Below are 17128 nucleotides of genomic sequence, written 5' to 3'. Positions count from 1 at the left end.
GACATCACCGTCTTTAAAAGGAAAATATCTTGACTATCCCCCTGCTCCACGTCGAATACGGACAAACCGGTAACAGCACCAAACCAAACAATATGGGCATGCGCGAAATGCAGGCCAAAGCGTTTGCCAAGCGCGACGCGCAATATCTGCTGCTCAAAGCGCCGCCCGCCTCAGGCAAATCCCGCGCGCTGATGTTTTTGGCTTTGGACAAGCTGGCCCATCAAGGCATCAAAAAAGCGATTATCGCCGTACCCGAAATGTCCATCGGCGGCTCGTTTGCCGATACCGAATTGGCGAAACACGGCTTTTTTGCCGATTGGCGCGTCAAGCCGGAAAACAATCTCTGCACGGGCAGCGGCGACGATAAAGACCAAGGCAAAGTGGATGCCTTTATCCGCTTTATGCGCGGCAACGACCAAGTTTTGGTCTGCACCCATGCGACTTTCCGCTTTGCCTTCGACAAACTCGCAGATGTCGGGGCATTTAATGACACGCTGGTGGCGATTGACGAGTTCCATCATGTTTCTGCGGAAGAAAACAACCGTTTGGGCGCAGTCTTGGACGAAATCATGCGCAACTCTTCGGCTCATATTATCGCCATGACCGGCTCGTATTTCCGAGGCGACGCTGTACCGATTTTGAGCGAAGAAGACGAAGCTAAGTTTGAAAAAGTAACCTATACCTACTACGAACAACTCAACGGCTACCGATATTTGAAATCTCTGGGATTGGGCTACCACTTCTACCAAGGCCGCTATCTCGATGCTTTGGGCGAAGTGCTCGATCCGTCGAAAAAGACGATTATCCATATTCCCAACGTCAATTCAGGCGAAGCGGCGGTCGATAAGTATTCGGCAGTCGACCATATCATCGACACCTTGGGCGAATTTGTGGAAAAAGACCGCGAAACAGGCATCATCACGGTCAAAGCCCATGACGGCAGGCTGCTGAAACTGGCGGACTTGGTGGACGACCGTAAAACATCCGACCGTTCTTTAATCCAGGCATATTTACGCAATATCAAATCGCGCGATGATATGGATATTATTATTGCGCTGGGTATGGCGAAGGAGGGGTTCGACTGGCCCTATTGCGAGCATGTGCTGACCATAGGCTACCGCAGCTCGATGACGGAAGTCGTCCAAATCATCGGTCGCGCCACTCGGGATTGCGAGGGGAAAACCCATGCTCAATTTACCAATCTGATTGCGCAGCCTGATGCGACAGATGAAGATGTCAAAGTGTCGGTTAATAATCTTTTGAAGGCGATTACGCTGTCGCTGCTGATGGAGCAGGTGTTGGCGCCCAATATCACTTTCCGCCGCCGCTCTGATATGAGGCCGGATGAACAGCCCAATCCGGGCGATGTGATTATCGACGATACGACGCTGTCCGCCTCTAAAAAAGTCGTCGATATTCTGAATAAGGATTCAGACGACCTTATCGCTGCGTTGGTACAGGATACGCAAAATGCCAAACGCTATATTCAGGAAGACACGCCTGCTTCTGCCATCAATGAAACCGCGCTTCCGAAGATTGTTGCCTGCCGTTATCCCGAGCTGTCGGTAGAAGAGCAAGACCAAATCGTGCAAGGGACGCTGACTAAAATGGCGGTAACGCAGGGCGGCGGTATCAAAGACGGCAAGGATTTGCCCGACAACGCGCTTATCGAAGGCGAAAAAACCTATATCAGGCAGGGAGATTTTTTTGTCGATACGGTTAAGTTGCAAGAAGCCGGGCAGAGTTATTCTGTTGAAGAAACTGTCAGGGAACGAGATTTGCCTGACAACGCGAAAATCAAAAATCTGCAAACAGGCGAAGTCAAAACCGCTGACAACCGCTTTGTCAAAGTCGGCGAAAAATTTATCAATGTAGATAGGTTGAATGTGGATTTAATCCGCGAAGTCAATCCTTTCAGGGACGCATATGAAGTCTTGTCCAAAAATGTGGACGCGCCGCTGTTGAAAGCGATTCAGGATTATGTACAGGCTGACCGCATCCAAATGACGGAAGACGAAGCCGCTATGCTGTGGCCGCGTATCAATGAATTTGTCCGCACCAACAATCGGATGCCTGACAAAGATTCAGACGACCCCTTGGAAAAACGCATGGGCGAGGCCTTAATCTATATCCGCAACAAAAAAGCGGAACGCATGGCAAGGGGCTGAATATGTTGCTAAAAGGTATGCGCGTTGATTCTAAAATTAACAGCTTGGACGATATTTTCAATCATGACGATTTAGGCCTGCTTGCCGATGTCAAACCGATTGCCGCCAAAGCCGATGCCGATGCGATGGTTTTACAAACATTCGGCGAAGTCGAATCGTTTTTCAGACGGCATGGACGTTTACCGAATAAAGACGGTAATTTGGATGAAAAAATTTTAGACAGAAAATGGCAAGCCTTGCTGAACAACAAACAGCATTGTGAAACCCTCCGACAATACGATACGCTCAATCTGCTAAGGCCGTCTGAAAAAACGGAATGCTGCAAAGCTGAAAATGTGGTTACGCTGGAAGACATCTTCAACAATGACGATTTAAACCTGCTTGACGTGGGCAATACGGATATTTTCAGGATAGAACACATCCAACAGCGGACGATAAATGGGGCTCCCTATACGGACGAAGACAATGCGGTACGGCAACCCTGTACGGACTTTTGGCGGTTTGAAGCTTGGTTCAAACAAATCCACCACATGCTCAAACACGGTAAAGCCCATTTTGAACGCCTCAAAACTGAAACCTTCCTTCAGCCGGGCGATGTGTTCCTATTACACGGGGCCTTGTGTTACGTCGCTGATTTTGCGGAGACGGAAGACAGGAAAAGTACAAGAGGAAACAGACGGTTGCGCGTTATTTATGAAAATGGGACGGAATCCAACATCCTAACCCGCTCGCTCGCCCGCGCTGTCTATAAAGATGAAAACGGTAAAAAAGTCATGCTGGCTGATACTGAAGCCCTGCCGGATATTTTGACCGCCGATATTCAGCCGGATTTGGTAACAGGACACCTTTACATCGTTAAACTGCTTCAGCCCAAACCGCAGTTTGCCGCCTATAAAAATCTCTATAAAATAGGCTTCACGACGGATACGGTGGAAAACAGAATCGCTAATGCGGAAAGCGATACTGCTTTCTTGGAAAGCAAAGTTGTCCCTGTATTGTCTTTTGAATGTCGCAATATCAATCCGCATACGTTCGAGCGTTTATTGCACGCCTTCTTTGCTGCGCAAAAACTGAATATCCGTTTAATGGGAAAAGACGGGAAAAGTTACATCCCAAACGAATGGTTTGATGTCGGATTGGATGTCATTGAAAAAGCCGCTGAATATATTGTCAACGGTACAATTAACCAATACCGAATGGACAACACAACTGGGAAAATCGTTCAAAAACTGATGAAGTAAAACAGTTTAACAATTAGGGGATTCTATCCATATGCCCTTTCGGCACTGTCATTCCCAACATTGGTTTGATTTGCAAAAATGTATTCTTATCTGCCATTTATCCCTTAAATTAAAGGCCGTCTGAAAACTTCAGACGGCCTTTTCAATTCAGCTTAAAGATTTAAGTCTTATGCCAAACCTTTTGCTTTCAACACTTCCAGCATGGTAGTGCCCAACTCGGCAGGGCTGCGGGTGTAAGCGATACCGGCTTTTTCGAAAGCGGCGAATTTTTCTTCGGCAGTACCTTTACCGCCGGAAATAATCGCACCGGCGTGGCCCATACGTTTGCCTTTAGGAGCGGTAACACCAGCGATGTAACCTACAACAGGTTTGGTTACGTTGGATTGGATGTATTCGGCTGCTTCTTCTTCCGCAGTACCGCCGATTTCACCGATCATGATGATGGCGTCAGTATCTGGGTCTTCTTGGAAGAGTTTCAGTGCGTCGATTTGGTTCATACCAGGAATCGGGTCACCGCCGATACCGATACAGGTTGATTGACCCAAGCCCAGTTTGGTGGTTTGTGCCACGGCTTCGTAAGTCAATGTACCGGAACGAGAAATAATACCGATGCGGCCTGGAGTGTGGATGTGGCCCGGCATAATACCGATTTTGCACTCACCCGGAGTAATCACGCCCGGGCAGTTAGGGCCGACCAAGCGGGTACCGTTGCCGTTGGTTTCCAAGTAACGTTTGGCTTTGAGCATGTCTAAAGTAGGCACGCCTTCGGTAATCACAACGACCAAGCCTACGCCTGAATCAACTGCTTCAACGATAGAGTCCAAAACAAACGGAGCTGGGACGTAAATTACAGATGCGTCCGCGCCGGTTTCTTTAACGGCTTCTTTCATGGTGTTGAATACAGGCAGATCCAGGTGGGTTTGACCGCCTTTACCTGGAGTAACGCCGCCGACAACCTTAGTGCCGTAAGCCAGAGCTTGTTCGGAGTGGAAAGTACCGTTTTTACCGGTGAAACCTTGAACCAATACTTTGGTGTCTTTATTAATCAATACGCTCATTCTTTTCTCCTTAGGCGTTTACGGCTGCAACAATTTTTTCGGCTGCGTCATTCAGGCCGTCTGCAGAAGTCAGTTTCAGACCTGATTCGTTCAGGATTTTCGCGCCGAGTTCGGCGTTGTTACCTTCCAAACGAACAACGACAGGAACGTTGACGTTGATTTCTTTAACGGCTGCCACGATGGCTTCCGCAATCATGTCGCAACGTACGATACCGCCGAAGATGTTGATCAATACGCCTTTAACGGATTTGTCTTCCAGAATCAGTTTGAACGCTTCAACCACGCGGTCTTTGGTTGCGCCACCACCAACGTCCAAGAAGTTGGCAGGCTGGCCGCCTTTGAGTTTGATGATGTCCATAGTAGCCATCGCCAAACCGGCACCGTTAACCATACAGCCGATGTTACCTTCCAAGGCAACATAGTTCAGGTCGAATTCAGAAGCTTTCAGCTCACGTTCGTTTTCTTGAGATTTGTCGCGCAATTCAGCGATTTTTGGCAGGCGGTAGAGCGCGTTGCTGTCGATGCCGATTTTGCCGTCCACGCAAGCCAGTGCGCCGTTTTCGCGAACTGCCAATGGGTTTACTTCAAACAGTGCGAAGTCGTTTTCGACAAACGCTTTGTACGCGCCGGTCATCAGTTTAACAAACTCGTTGATTTGTTTGTCTTTCAAGCCCAGTTGGAACGCAACTTCGCGAGCTTGGCAAGGTTGCAGGCCGACCAGCGGATCAACGGTTACTTTGAAGATTTTTTCTGGAGTTTCGGCAGCAACTTTTTCGATTTCCACGCCGCCTTCGGTAGAAGCCATGAATGTAATGCGGCGGGTAGAACGGTCAACCACTGCGCCCAAGTACAGCTCGGTTTGAACAGGATACATGTCTTCGCAAACCAAAACGCTGTTGACAGGTTGGCCGTTGGCATCGGTTTGGTAAGTTACCAAGTTGGTGCCAATCAGGCTTTCAGCCACTTCTTTAGCTTCTTCGCGGCTTTTAACGACTTTTACGCCGCCCGCTTTACCGCGGCCGCCGGCGTGTACTTGTGCTTTGACAACAGCGAATTTGCCGCCCAATTTGTCGTAAGCTGCAGCGGCTTCTTCGCCGTTGTGTGCCAAAATACCGCCTTGTACGGGCAAACCGTAGCTAGCCAGCAGTTCTTTAGCCTGATACTCGTGTAAATTCATGGATTTCTCCTTAAGGTGAGTGGGTTTTAGGAATCGCCCTGCGGCCAATCCCATATTTTCAGACGGCCCTACTATTTACTGAAGGGCAACCACATCCGCGCCAGCAGATACATGGTTGCGCCGCCTCCTCCGAGAATAAAAAAGACAATGCCTTTTTTACGCGAATTCGGGCAGAGCAGATAAACGGCAAGGCTGAAACTGATAAACAACAATGCCACGCGCCAAACCAATTCTTTATCTTTGAAACGGTTGAGCGTATAAGTTTCGGTCATCATCACATACATCTGCCACAATGCGGCCATACACATGCTGATGATGCCCATCGGTATAAAGAAAATACCGACTATTTCTTTGTTCATAATGAATGTAAATGCTGTTTGTTTGTCTGACGGAATTATAAATCAGAAAACGAAGCTCTCGGAACATTCAATTTGTCAAAGGCCTTAAGACCGTCTGAAAAGTTTCAGACGGCCTTAATGTCTATCAACCGTGCAAAGCGCGTTTGTCGGCCGCCAATGCAGCTTCGTGAACCACTTCGGACAAGGTTGGGTGGGCATGGATAATGCGTGCGATGTCTTCGCTGCTGGCGAAGAATTCGAGCGCAGTCACGCCTTCGGTAACCAATTCGCTGACAACCGGGCCGATCATGTGTACGCCCAAGATGCGGTCGGTTTTGGCATCTGCCAATACTTTAACCGTACCTTTGGCTTTGCCCATTGCCAATGCGCGACCGTTTGCACCGAAACCTGAAGTACCTTTTTTGTACTCCACGCCTTCGGCTTTGAGCTGCTCTTCAGTTTTACCCACCCAAGCGATTTCAGGGTCGGTGTAAATCACGAATGGTACGTTGTTGAAGTCGATATGCGGTTTTTGACCGGCAATGCGCTCGGCAACGGCAACGCCTTCGTCGCTGGCTTTGTGTGCCAACATCGGGCCGCGAACCACGTCGCCAATTGCCCATACGTTAGGCAGGTTGGTACGGCATTCGCCATCCACTTTGATAAAGCCGCGTTCGTCTTTTTCCAAGCCTACGGCTTCGGCGTTCAGGCCTTTGGTGTTTGGAATACGGCCGATGGCAACGATCAGTTTGTCGAATACTTCGGTTTTGGCTTCGCCGGCAGCAGTTTCGTAAGCAACGGAAACGCCTTTGCCTTCAGATTTGATGTCGCCGATTTTCACGCCCAATTCGATGCTCAAACCTTGCTCTTTAGTGAAGTATTTGAAGGCTTCTTTGGCGATTTGTTGGTCTGCGGCAGCCAGGAAGGTCGGCGCAGCTTCAAGAATAGTAACTTCTGCACCCACGCGGTTCCATACGGAACCCATTTCCAAACCAATCACGCCGGAACCGATCACGCCAAGTTTGGCAGGTACTTCGGTCAGGTTCAATGCGCCTTCGTTGTCCAACACGTTCACGTTGTCGATAGCGACTTGTGGCAGCGGACGCGGTACGGAACCGGTGGCTACAATGACGTGTTTGGCTTCAATAACAGTTTTCTCGCCTTTGTTATCAACTTCGATTTGGTAAGCATCGCCATTTTTACCGGCAAAGGAAGCAGTACCGAACAGGCTGGTTACTTTGTTTTTTTGGAACAGGAATTTCACGCCGCCGGTCAGCTTGGTCACGATGGCATCTTTGCGCTCAATCATTTTGGCCGCGTCGAATTTTACGTCGCCGACAGTGATACCGTGTTCGGCAAAATCGTGTTGCGCAGCATGAAAATGTTCGCTGGATTGCAACAGGGCTTTAGAAGGGATACAGCCTACGTTCAAGCAAGTACCGCCCAATGCAGGGGCATTGCCTGCTTTGTTAACGCCTGCATCAACGCAAGCGGTTTTGAAACCCAGTTGCGCGGCACGGATGGCGGCAACGTATCCGCCCGGGCCAGCACCAATCACTACTACATCATATTGAGACATCGTGTCATCCTTTGCTTTTTGCAGTATCTCAAAATAAAAACGATACTTTTTGTTTCTTTTTTATTTTGAATGACTGCGTTTTGATGGTTTTAAGAAAAGGCCGTCTGAAAGTCCATATCTGTCGATTCATTCGAATCAAATGTTTCAGACGGCCTCAATCGTTCGTTGAGCCTATTGTAGCACGATACTACATTACGCTACATCTAAATAAAAATTCAGACGGCCTTTTCATTAACAAATAAAAGGCCGTCTGAAACGATTACAGATCCAACAACAGGCGAGCTGGGTCTTCCAACGCGTCTTTAATGGCTACCAAGGTCAATACAGCTTCGCGGCCGTCGATGATACGGTGGTCGTAAGACAGAGCCAGATACATCATTGGACGGACAACAACTTGACCGTTTTCAACCACGGCACGCTCTTTAGTAGCGTGCATACCCAAAATCGCAGATTGAGGCGGGTTGATGATCGGGGTGGACATCATAGAACCAAAAGTACCGCCGTTGGTAATACTGAATGTACCGCCGGTCAGATCTTCGATAGCGATTTTGCCGTCTTTTGCTTTTTTCGCGTAATCAACAATTGCTTGTTCGATGTCGGCAATGCTCATTTGGTCGGCATCGCGCAGGATTGGTACAACCAAACCGCGTGGACTGCCAATTGCGATACCGATGTCGAAGTAGCCGTGGTAAACGATGTCTTTGCCGTCAACAGAAGCATTCACAACCGGGTATTTTTTCAGGGCGGCAACAGCGGCTTTAACGAAGAAGGACATAAAGCCCAATTTCACGCCGTGTTCTTTCTCGAATTTATCTTTGTACTTCGCACGCAAGTCCATGATCGGTTTCATGTTGACTTCGTTGAATGTAGTCAAAATGGCGTTTTCTTGTTGAGAAGCCAAGAGGCGTTCTGCAACACGGGCACGCAGGCGGCTCATTGGTACGCGTTCTTCAGGACGTGCGCCGGCAGGAAGTGCAACGGCAGGGGCTGCGGCTGCTGCAGGTTTGGCAGCGGCATTTTGTACGTCTTCTTTCAATACGCGACCGTCACGGCCAGAACCTTGCAATGCGTTCACGTCAACACCGGTCTCGGCAGCCAGTTTGGCGGCGGCAGGCATCGCGGCGTTGTTTTGTGCAGCAGCAGGAGCGGCAGCTGGGGCTGCTTCTACAGGAGCGGCTGTAGGTGCTTCAGCAGCGGCAGTAGCAGCTGTATCGATACGGGCCAAAACTTGGTCGGCGACAACGGTTTCACCGTCTTGCGCTACGATTTCAACCAATACGCCGGCTTGTGGAGAAGGTACTTCCAAAACCACTTTGTCAGTTTCGATATCGATCAGGATTTCGTCACGGGCAACTGCTTCGCCAACTTTTTTCTTCCATTCCAAGAGCGTGCCTTCAGATACGCTTTCAGACAGCATAGGTACTTTTACATCAATAATCATTTTGTGTCTCCAATGGCCCTTTCAGACGGCCTGTTGTGTGTTTTTAATTCTGCATATGGGCATTCCGCCTGAGCAGACTCAGACGGAATGCTACTTGGTTTACAATGCCAAAGCGTCTTCAACCAATTGTTTCAATTGAGCAATGTGTTTGCTTGAGTAGCCCACTGCAGGCGATGCGCTGCTTGGACGACCGGCATAAGACAGTTTTTGCTCTTCGCTGATAACGTCTTCGATGCGGTGGCGGATTTGGTAGAACGCTCCTTGGTTTTTCGGCTCTTCTTGTGCCCAAACCACAGATTTTGCGTTCGGATGTTTCGCCAGTTCAGCTTTAACCTCGTCGTATGGGAACGGATACAGCTGCTCAACGCGGACGATAGCAACATCATCTTCCAGTTTACGCTCGGCACGGCCAGCTTCCAAGTCATAGTAAACCTGACCGGCACACAATACCACGCGTTTCACGCTATCGTTGCTTGCGCGTTCGGCGGTATCGCCGATAACCGGACGGAAAGTCGAACCTTCGGTGAAGTTTTCCAGCGGGCTCATTGCACCTTTAAAGCGCAACAGGCGTTTGGACATGAAAATCACCAGCGGTTTGCGGTATGAACCCAAGACTTGACGTTGCAAGAGGTGGAACATTTGCGACGCTTCAGACGGCATGATGACTTGCATATTGTTCTCAGAACACAGTTGCAACCAACGTTCTACGCGTGCAGAAGAGTGCTCAGGGCCTTGACCATCGTAGCCGTGCGGCAGGATGGTGGTCAGACCGCACAAGCGACCCCACTTGGTTTCGCCTGAAGACAGGAATTGGTCAATAGTCACTTGCGCGCCGTTGGCGAAGTCACCGAATTGAGCTTCCCAAATGGTCAGCTTGTCAGGTGCGGAGCAGGCAAAGCCGTACTCGAACGCCATCACGGCTTCTTCGTTCAAAATGGAGTCGATAACCAGGAACTCGCCCATGCCTTCGCCCATATGGCGCAGAGGAACATAAGTACCGTCGTCCCATTTTTCGCGTTTTTGATCGTGCAGAACGGCATGACGGTGTGAGAATGTACCGCGGCCGGAGTCCTCACCAGAGATACGCACGCCATGACCTTTGGTCAGCAGGCTTGCGTATGCCAAGGTTTCGGCCATACCCCAGTCGATGGCTTGCTTGCCGGATGCCATTGCTTTACGCGCTTCAATCACACGTTTTGCAGTCGGATGCAGGGCAAAGCCTTCTGGTACGGCGGTAAACTTCTCGGTAAGACGCTCAATGTCGGCGGCAGGCAAACCGGTTTCGATTTTTTCGCGCCAATCTTTGCCTTGGTATTTGCTCCAGTCGATTTGTGTGCGTTGGAAGTTGCTCAAAGTTGTTTGTTCAACATGTTCGCCTTTGTCCAAAGCATCACGGTAGGCTTGGATGTAACCGTCAGCCTCAGCTTGAGTTACCACGCCTTCAGCAATCAGTTGCTCGGTGTACAAAGCACGCGCACCTGGGTGTTGCGATACTTTTTTGTACATCATCGGTTGGGTCAAGGTCGGATCATCGCCCTCGTTGTGGCCCCATTTACGGTAGCAGACAACGTCGACCACGATGTCTTTATGGAATTTTTTGCGGTAATCCAAGGCAGCTTGGATGGCAAAGCAAACGCGTTCAGGATCATCGCCGTTCACATGGATAACCGGAGCGGAAACCATTTTCGCGATATCGGTACAGTGTACGGTTGAACGGGTATCGCGGGTATCAGAAGTCGTAAAGCCGATTTGGTTGTTGATCACGATGTGAACAGTACCGCCGGTGGTATAACCGCGTGTTTTAGACAGGTTGAATGTCGCTTGGTTAACACCCAAACCGATAAATGCGGAGTCACCGTGAATCAATACCGGCAAGACTTTATCGCGACCGTTTTCGCCCAAACGTTTTTGTTTGGCGCGTGCAGAACCTTCCACTACCGGGTTAACAATTTCCAAGTGTGACGGGTTGAACGCCAAAGAAACATGCATCGGGCCATGCGGAGTGGCGATATCGGAGCTGAAGCCCATATGGTATTTCACGTCGCCGCTAGGCAATTTGATTTCGGCACGGCCTTCGAATTCGGCAAACAGATCAGCCGGTTTTTTGCCTAAAATGTTAACCAAAACATTCAGACGGCCACGGTGTGCCATACCGATGATGACTTCTTCCACACCATCTTTACCGGCGTTTTGAATCAGGTAGTTCAAACCGGCAATCGCGCTTTCGCCGCCTTCTACACCAAAGCGTTTTTGACCAACATATTTGGTATGCAGGTAACGTTCCAGAGTTTCGGCAGCAGTCATTTCTTTCAAGATACGGCGTTTTTGTTCAACGTTGTAGCTTGGCGTAGACAGTACGCTTTCAAAATAATTGCGAACCCAGCGGCGCTCTTCGGTATTTGGAATGTAGATGTACTCTACCGCGATATGGCCGCAGTAGGTTTGTTTGAGGTTGCTGATGATTTGGGACAGAGGCAGTTTGCTCTGACCGGAAAAATCGCCCTCACCCATATTGAACTGAAGCGCCATATCGGCATCTGACAGACCGTGGAATTTAGGATCGAGAGCTTCAATATTTTGAGGAGGAATACGTTTGAGCGGATCAAGTTGGGCTGCACCCACGCCTTGGATACGATAGGCAGAAATCAGTCGCAAAACACTGACTTGCTTTTTCATCATTGCCTCATCCACACCGCCTGCGACGGCTGCGGCAATTTTCTTTTTAGCCAAAGTGGCAAATGATTCACGAATCGGTGTATGGGCAACATCGACAGCGACTGCGCCCGGCTGTTTACTCAAATCGGTAAAGTACTGTTTCCATTTTTCATCGACAGATTCCGGATTATCCAGAAACTTTTCATACAACTCCTCGATGTATGGCGCATTAGAACCAAACAGATAAGAGAAATTGAGTTTTTCGTCCATCATGGCGTGAGCTCTTTTCTTTAAAATATAAACAAAGGGTAGAATCCCGTGTTCTCCGAACGGAATTCAGGCCGTCTGAAATGACACTTTATTCTACCCTATTTCAAATCAAATTACCTGCTATCAACTTAATTAATTACGACCAACCTCATTGAAAACGGCAATTCGATTTTTTCAAACGACTTTTCAACAATATATTAATGTATTGTTTATTAGCGTTTATCTACCGGAACGTAATCGCGACGCTCTGCACCGGTATACAGTTGACGTGGGCGACCGATTTTCAGTGCCGGATCGCTAATCATTTCATGCCAATGAGAAATCCAACCTACACTGCGCGACAATGCGAAGATAACGGTAAACATTTCAGTTGGAATACCCAATGCGGACAAGACGATACCGGAGTAGAAATCGACGTTTGGATACAGCTTGCGTTCAACAAAGAATGGGTCTTTCAGTGCAATTTGTTCCAATTCCATCGCCAGCTTGAATTTAGGACTATCTTCCAAGCCCAATTCTTTCAAGACTTCATAACAGGTCTCGCGCATGATACTGGCGCGAGGGTCCATATTGCGGTATACGCGGTGACCGAATCCCATCAGACGGTATCTGCGTTGTTTCACGCCTTCCATGTATTCAGCAACATTCGAAACATCGCCGATTTCATCCAACATTTTCAACACGGCCTCGTTTGCACCGCCGTGTGAAGCACCCCACAGACAGGCGATACCGGCAGCGATACAGGCAAACGGGTTCGCGCCGGAAGAACCGGCCAAACGTACGGTTGAAGTTGACGCGTTTTGCTCGTGATCGGCATGCAAAATAAAGATACGGTCGAGCGCGCGAGCCAATACTGGATTAGGTTTGTATTCTTCACACGGTGTGGCAAACATCATGTGCAAGAAGTTTTCAGCATAAGAAAGGTTATTTTTTGGATAATTGAACGGCAAACCGTTGGAATAACGGTAACACATTGCCGCAATGGTCGGAATTTTGGAGATTAAGCGGTAAATCGCGATTTTGCGGTGTTCAGGATTGGTAATATCCAAGCTGTCTTGATAGAACGCAGACAGCGCGCCAACCACACCCACCATCATTGCCATCGGATGCGCATCACGGCGAAAACCGCGGAAGAACCAAGTCAACTGTTCATGCACCATAGTATGGTGGCTGACTGTAGCATCAAATTCTTTTTTCTGTTCAGGGGTAGGCAGTTCGCCGTAAATCAACAGGTAGCAAACTTCCAAGTAATCAGATTTTTCGGCCAGCTGCTCGATAGGATAACCACGGTAATACAACAGACCTTCATCGCCATCAATATAAGTGATTTTAGATTCGCAACTTGCAGTGGACACGAATCCGGGATCGAAGGAAAACAGACCTGTATTTTTAGTCAAAGTACGAATATCAACCACATCATGGCCGATACTTGCTTCCAATACTGGCAGTTCCAAGGTCTCTTGATTTGGGGTGGTGAGCTTGACTGATTTAGACATTCTTAAACTCCTTTGTAAGTTGGGGCTTTCGTTGCCGCCCAAGCGGCACGGTCCTTTTTTTCAGACGGCCTCAGTATGGAAAGAGCTTGTTCGGATTGGCATCGCAAACAAGCTCTATAACACGTCATGCCTGTCTGATTTTTTCAAGCATGGGAATCAGGTGTTTCTTGTCCGTCGCCGAATGTCCGTTAATCAAGGCAAGCAACTCTTGGTCTTGAAATTCGAGGATTTCGGAAAATTCGGACAACTCCTGATCACTCAGGTGCTCGAATTCTTTTTCCATGAACCTGCCGAAGATTAAATCTAATTCCAACAATCCCCGGCGGGTTTGAAAACGGATTTTCCGTTTGGCAATATCGTCAAAAACCATCATTTCTTAAACGGCTCGTTTCAACATAATCTCTTTAATCTTACCGATGGCTCGGGTCGGATTCAAGTGTTTAGGACATACGTCTACGCAGTTCATAATGGTGTGGCAACGGAACAAACGGTATGGGTCGTTCAGGTTATCCAAACGCTCATTAGTGATGGTATCACGGCTATCCGCAATGAAACGGTAAGCATTCAGCAAGCCAGACGGACCAACGAATTTATCAGGATTCCACCAGAATGATGGGCAGGCAGTCGAACAGCAGGCGCACAAAATACACTCGTACAAACCGTCCAACTCTTTACGCTCTTCCTGAGTTTGCAGACGCTCTTTGTCCGCATCGATAGGATTATCGTTGACAACGTAAGGTTTGATGGAGTGATATTGTTTGAAGAACTGGGTCATATCCACAATCAGGTCGCGGATAACAGGCAGACCTGGCAGAGGACGGATTTTAACCGGCTGTTTCAGGCTGCGCAGATCGGTCAGACATGCCAAGCCGTTTTTACCGTTGATGTTCATACCGTCAGAACCGCAAATACCTTCGCGGCAAGAACGGCGGAAAGACAATGTATCGTCTTGTGCTTTCAGGCGCACTAAAGCGTCCAAAAGCTTAACGTCGGTTGGTTCCAATTCCAACTCGTAACGTTGCATATAAGGTTTGGCATCAACGTCCGGGTTGTAACGGTAAATTTCAAAACTCATTTTTTCCATGAGAAGTGTTCCTTTTCTCATAAACTGCTCAATGATTTTGTATTATGAATTCAAGCAGTTCAATGTGGGTATGGTTAGGTTTCAGACGGCCTTTAAGGTAAAGGCCGTCTGAAAACTCATCAATAAACGCGTTTAGCCGGTTTGATGTATTCCACGCTCAAAGGCTTGGTATGTACCGGTTTGTAAGACAAAGTATTGGTATCTGAATGATACAGGGTATGTTTCATCCAGTTTTCGTCATCGCGCTCAGGATGGTCGTCTGAAGCGTGTGCGCCGCGCGATTCTTTACGCGCTTCGGCGGACACCAAAGTCGCTTTCGCTACTTCAATCAGATTATCCAATTCCAAAGCTTCGATACGCGCGGTATTCCACACTTTGCTCTTATCTTTGATTTCAGTACGTTTCACGCGCTCGGCAATCTCCATGATTTCTCGAACGCCTTTGCTCAGAATCTCATCGGTACGGAACACACCGGCGTGCAGTTGTACGGAGCGTTGCAGTTCGCGACGCAATGCATCAACGTTTTCGCCGCCAGTTTGATTATCCAAACGCTCGATACGTTGGCGGGTCAATTCACCGGCATTAGCAGGCAGAGGTTTCCAGTCGCTTTGCTCTTTGATGAATTTAATCATGCTGTCGCCGGCAGCTTTACCGAATACCACCAAGTCTAACAGGGAGTTAGTACCCAAGCGGTTTGCACCGTGCACGGAAGCACAAGCGCATTCACCTGCCGCATACAGACCTTTTACAGGTACTTCGTAATCTTCACCTTGCGGAACAACAACTTCGCCGTGATAGTTAGTTGGAATACCGCCCATCATGTAGTGAGTAGTCGGCACAACGGGAATCGGGTCTTTAATCGGGTCGATACCGGCAAACTGGATGGAAATCTCGCGGATGCCCGGCAGTTTTTCCATAATTTTTTCAGCGCCGATATGGTCGATTTTCAGCAATACATGGTCTTTGTTTTTGCCACAACCACGACCTTCGTAGATTTCCATCGCCATCGCACGGGAAACCACGTCGCGCGAAGCCAAGTCTTTTACGGTCGGTGCATAGCGTTCCATAAAGCGCTCGCCGTCGGCATTCAACAGAATACCACCCTCACCGCGTACGCCTTCGGTAATCAACACGCCTGCACCTGCCACACCGGTCGGGTGGAATTGCCAGAATTCCATATCTTCCAACGGAATGCCCGCACGCGCACAAATACCCAAACCGTCGCCGGTATTCATATAGGCATTGGTAGAAGACGCATAAATACGACCGCCACCGCCGGTAGCGAACATCACGGCTTTAGCGTGGAAAATATAAACTTCGCCGGTTTCCATTTCCATGGCGGTTACACCGACTACGTCGCCGTTTTCATCACGAATCAAATCTTGCGCTGTCCATTCCACAAAGAATTGTGTATTGGCACGGACGTTTTGTTGGTACAAAGTATGCAACATCGCATGACCGGTACGGTCGGCAACCGCACATGCACGTTCTACCGCACGTTTACCGTGTTCGGCAGTATGGCCACCGAAAGGACGCTGGTAGATTTTACCGCTTTCCACACGGTCAAAAGGCATACCCATGTGTTCCAATTCAATCACTGCCTCAGGCGCGGCGCGACACATAAACTCAATCGCATCTTGGTCGCCCAGCCAGTCGGAACCTTTTACGGTATCGTACATGTGCCAATCCCAACGGTCTTCCTGCACATTACCCAATGAAGCAGAAATACCGCCCTGAGCCGCCACGGTATGAGAACGGGTCGGGAACACTTTAGACAAAACAGCACAATTCAAACCAGATTTAGACAATTGGAGGGCTGCGCGTAAACCTGCACCACCACCGCCAACAATCACGGCATCAAACTTACGAACAGGAAAACTCATATTTACCCCCAAATTACTTTAACTGAATACACCAAGCAGCCTACCAACCAAACGATGGTAGCAACTTGTAAAAACAAACGCACGCCGAAAGGCTTAATGTAGTCCATCCACAAATCACGGATACCTACCCACGCATGCAAAAATACGGCCAAGAAGCTCACTTGGGTAAACACTTTCACCCAAGTTTGATCAAAAAATGCCTGCCATGCCGAATATTCTTTAGGCAACGTGAACAAAACAACCAAAAGAACTACGGTGTACACCAACATGATGACCGCAGTTGCACGCTGCATTGCCCAATCGCGCAAACCATAATGCGCACCTGTCAATTTACGTTCTACCATAACAAAGCTCCCAAAACGACGGTCAGAATCAAAGCAGAAGCAAATACAACTTTAGCAGTAGCACGGGCAGTATTTAATTCCAAGCCTTTATGCACATCCAAAAACAGAAAGCGGATACCGGCCAAAAAGTGGTGCAGATATGCCCACAACAGACCAATAAGAATCAGCTTCACAAACGGATTGGAGATAGCAGAACGATATGCTTCAAACGATGCTTCGCGATCCAGCGTTCCGGAGAAGAAATACAAGAGAACAGGCAGCATCACAAACAAGCCGACGCCGCTGATACGGTGAAGAATAGATACAATCCCCGGTATGGGCAATCGGATATTCGGAATTTCCAAAAATACCGGGCGTGATTTGGCGGACATGGTCAGTTCCTCTAGATTTATTA

Annotated in this window: 14 protein-coding genes; 2 read left to right on the top strand and 12 right to left on the bottom strand. The window is 48.6% G+C overall.

All coding sequences use genetic code 11. The features are described 5' to 3' along the window. Nucleotides 1-29: 29 nt before the first annotated feature. Nucleotides 30-2168, top strand: coding sequence for a helicase-related protein (locus HMPREF2560_RS09045; RefSeq protein WP_210400421.1), 2139 nt, complete (start codon nt 30-32; stop codon nt 2166-2168). A gap of 2 nt (nt 2169-2170) precedes the next feature. Further along, the gene (locus HMPREF2560_RS09040; RefSeq protein WP_079453799.1) at nt 2171-3409 is read left to right on the top strand and encodes a GIY-YIG nuclease family protein; all 1239 of its coding nucleotides are present in this window, start codon (nt 2171-2173) and stop codon (nt 3407-3409) included. A 167-nt stretch (nt 3410-3576) separates the two neighbouring features. Here the strand turns inward: HMPREF2560_RS09040 and sucD are convergent, their stop codons facing one another. From sucD to sdhC, 12 genes are all read right to left on the bottom strand, one after another. Then, nucleotides 3577-4467, bottom strand: a complete 891-nt coding sequence (gene sucD / locus HMPREF2560_RS09035) for a succinate--CoA ligase subunit alpha (RefSeq protein ID WP_002244992.1) — start codon at nt 4465-4467, stop codon at nt 3577-3579. A 10-nt stretch (nt 4468-4477) separates the two neighbouring features. Continuing rightward, the gene (gene sucC / locus HMPREF2560_RS09030) at nt 4478-5698 is read right to left on the bottom strand and encodes an ADP-forming succinate--CoA ligase subunit beta (RefSeq protein WP_349267193.1); all 1221 of its coding nucleotides are present in this window, start codon (nt 5696-5698) and stop codon (nt 4478-4480) included. A gap of 17 nt (nt 5699-5715) precedes the next feature. Continuing rightward, the gene (locus HMPREF2560_RS09025) at nt 5716-6003 is read right to left on the bottom strand and encodes a hypothetical protein (RefSeq protein ID WP_004519272.1); all 288 of its coding nucleotides are present in this window, start codon (nt 6001-6003) and stop codon (nt 5716-5718) included. A gap of 124 nt (nt 6004-6127) precedes the next feature. Further along, nucleotides 6128-7561 carry a dihydrolipoyl dehydrogenase gene (lpdA, locus tag HMPREF2560_RS09020; RefSeq protein ID WP_002217382.1) on the bottom strand — a complete coding sequence of 478 codons (1434 nt, stop codon included), beginning with the start codon at nt 7559-7561 and terminating at the stop codon, nt 6128-6130. A gap of 259 nt (nt 7562-7820) precedes the next feature. Then, the gene (odhB, locus tag HMPREF2560_RS09015; RefSeq protein ID WP_070734678.1) at nt 7821-9002 is read right to left on the bottom strand and encodes a 2-oxoglutarate dehydrogenase complex dihydrolipoyllysine-residue succinyltransferase; all 1182 of its coding nucleotides are present in this window, start codon (nt 9000-9002) and stop codon (nt 7821-7823) included. A 99-nt stretch (nt 9003-9101) separates the two neighbouring features. Next, nucleotides 9102-11930 (bottom strand): 2-oxoglutarate dehydrogenase E1 component, encoded by a 2829-nt coding sequence (locus HMPREF2560_RS09010; protein ID WP_070734680.1) that lies wholly within the window; start codon nt 11928-11930, stop codon nt 9102-9104. Between the two features lie 209 nt (nt 11931-12139). Next, nucleotides 12140-13423, bottom strand: a complete 1284-nt coding sequence (gltA, locus tag HMPREF2560_RS09005; RefSeq protein ID WP_070608054.1) for a citrate synthase — start codon at nt 13421-13423, stop codon at nt 12140-12142. A gap of 124 nt (nt 13424-13547) precedes the next feature. Then, the gene (locus HMPREF2560_RS09000; RefSeq protein ID WP_003678830.1) at nt 13548-13796 is read right to left on the bottom strand and encodes an FAD assembly factor SdhE; all 249 of its coding nucleotides are present in this window, start codon (nt 13794-13796) and stop codon (nt 13548-13550) included. A 3-nt stretch (nt 13797-13799) separates the two neighbouring features. After that, nucleotides 13800-14507, bottom strand: a complete 708-nt coding sequence (locus HMPREF2560_RS08995; protein ID WP_003678833.1) for a succinate dehydrogenase iron-sulfur subunit — start codon at nt 14505-14507, stop codon at nt 13800-13802. A gap of 119 nt (nt 14508-14626) precedes the next feature. Beyond that, nucleotides 14627-16390, bottom strand: coding sequence for a succinate dehydrogenase flavoprotein subunit (gene sdhA / locus HMPREF2560_RS08990; protein WP_070608055.1), 1764 nt, complete (start codon nt 16388-16390; stop codon nt 14627-14629). A gap of 2 nt (nt 16391-16392) precedes the next feature. Further along, on the bottom strand, nt 16393-16734 hold the full coding sequence (gene sdhD / locus HMPREF2560_RS08985; RefSeq protein ID WP_004519264.1) for a succinate dehydrogenase, hydrophobic membrane anchor protein: 342 nt from the start codon (nt 16732-16734) through the stop codon (nt 16393-16395). Beyond that, on the bottom strand, nt 16728-17105 hold the full coding sequence (gene sdhC / locus HMPREF2560_RS08980; protein ID WP_003678839.1) for a succinate dehydrogenase, cytochrome b556 subunit: 378 nt from the start codon (nt 17103-17105) through the stop codon (nt 16728-16730). The genes sdhD and sdhC overlap by 7 nt, the downstream gene beginning before the upstream one ends. Between the last annotated feature and the right edge of the window lie 23 nt (nt 17106-17128).

It is taken from the genome of Neisseria sp. HMSC078H04 (assembly GCF_001838135.1).
Lineage (GTDB): Bacteria > Pseudomonadota > Gammaproteobacteria > Burkholderiales > Neisseriaceae > Neisseria.
This window is presented reverse-complemented; position numbering and strand designations above follow the sequence as displayed.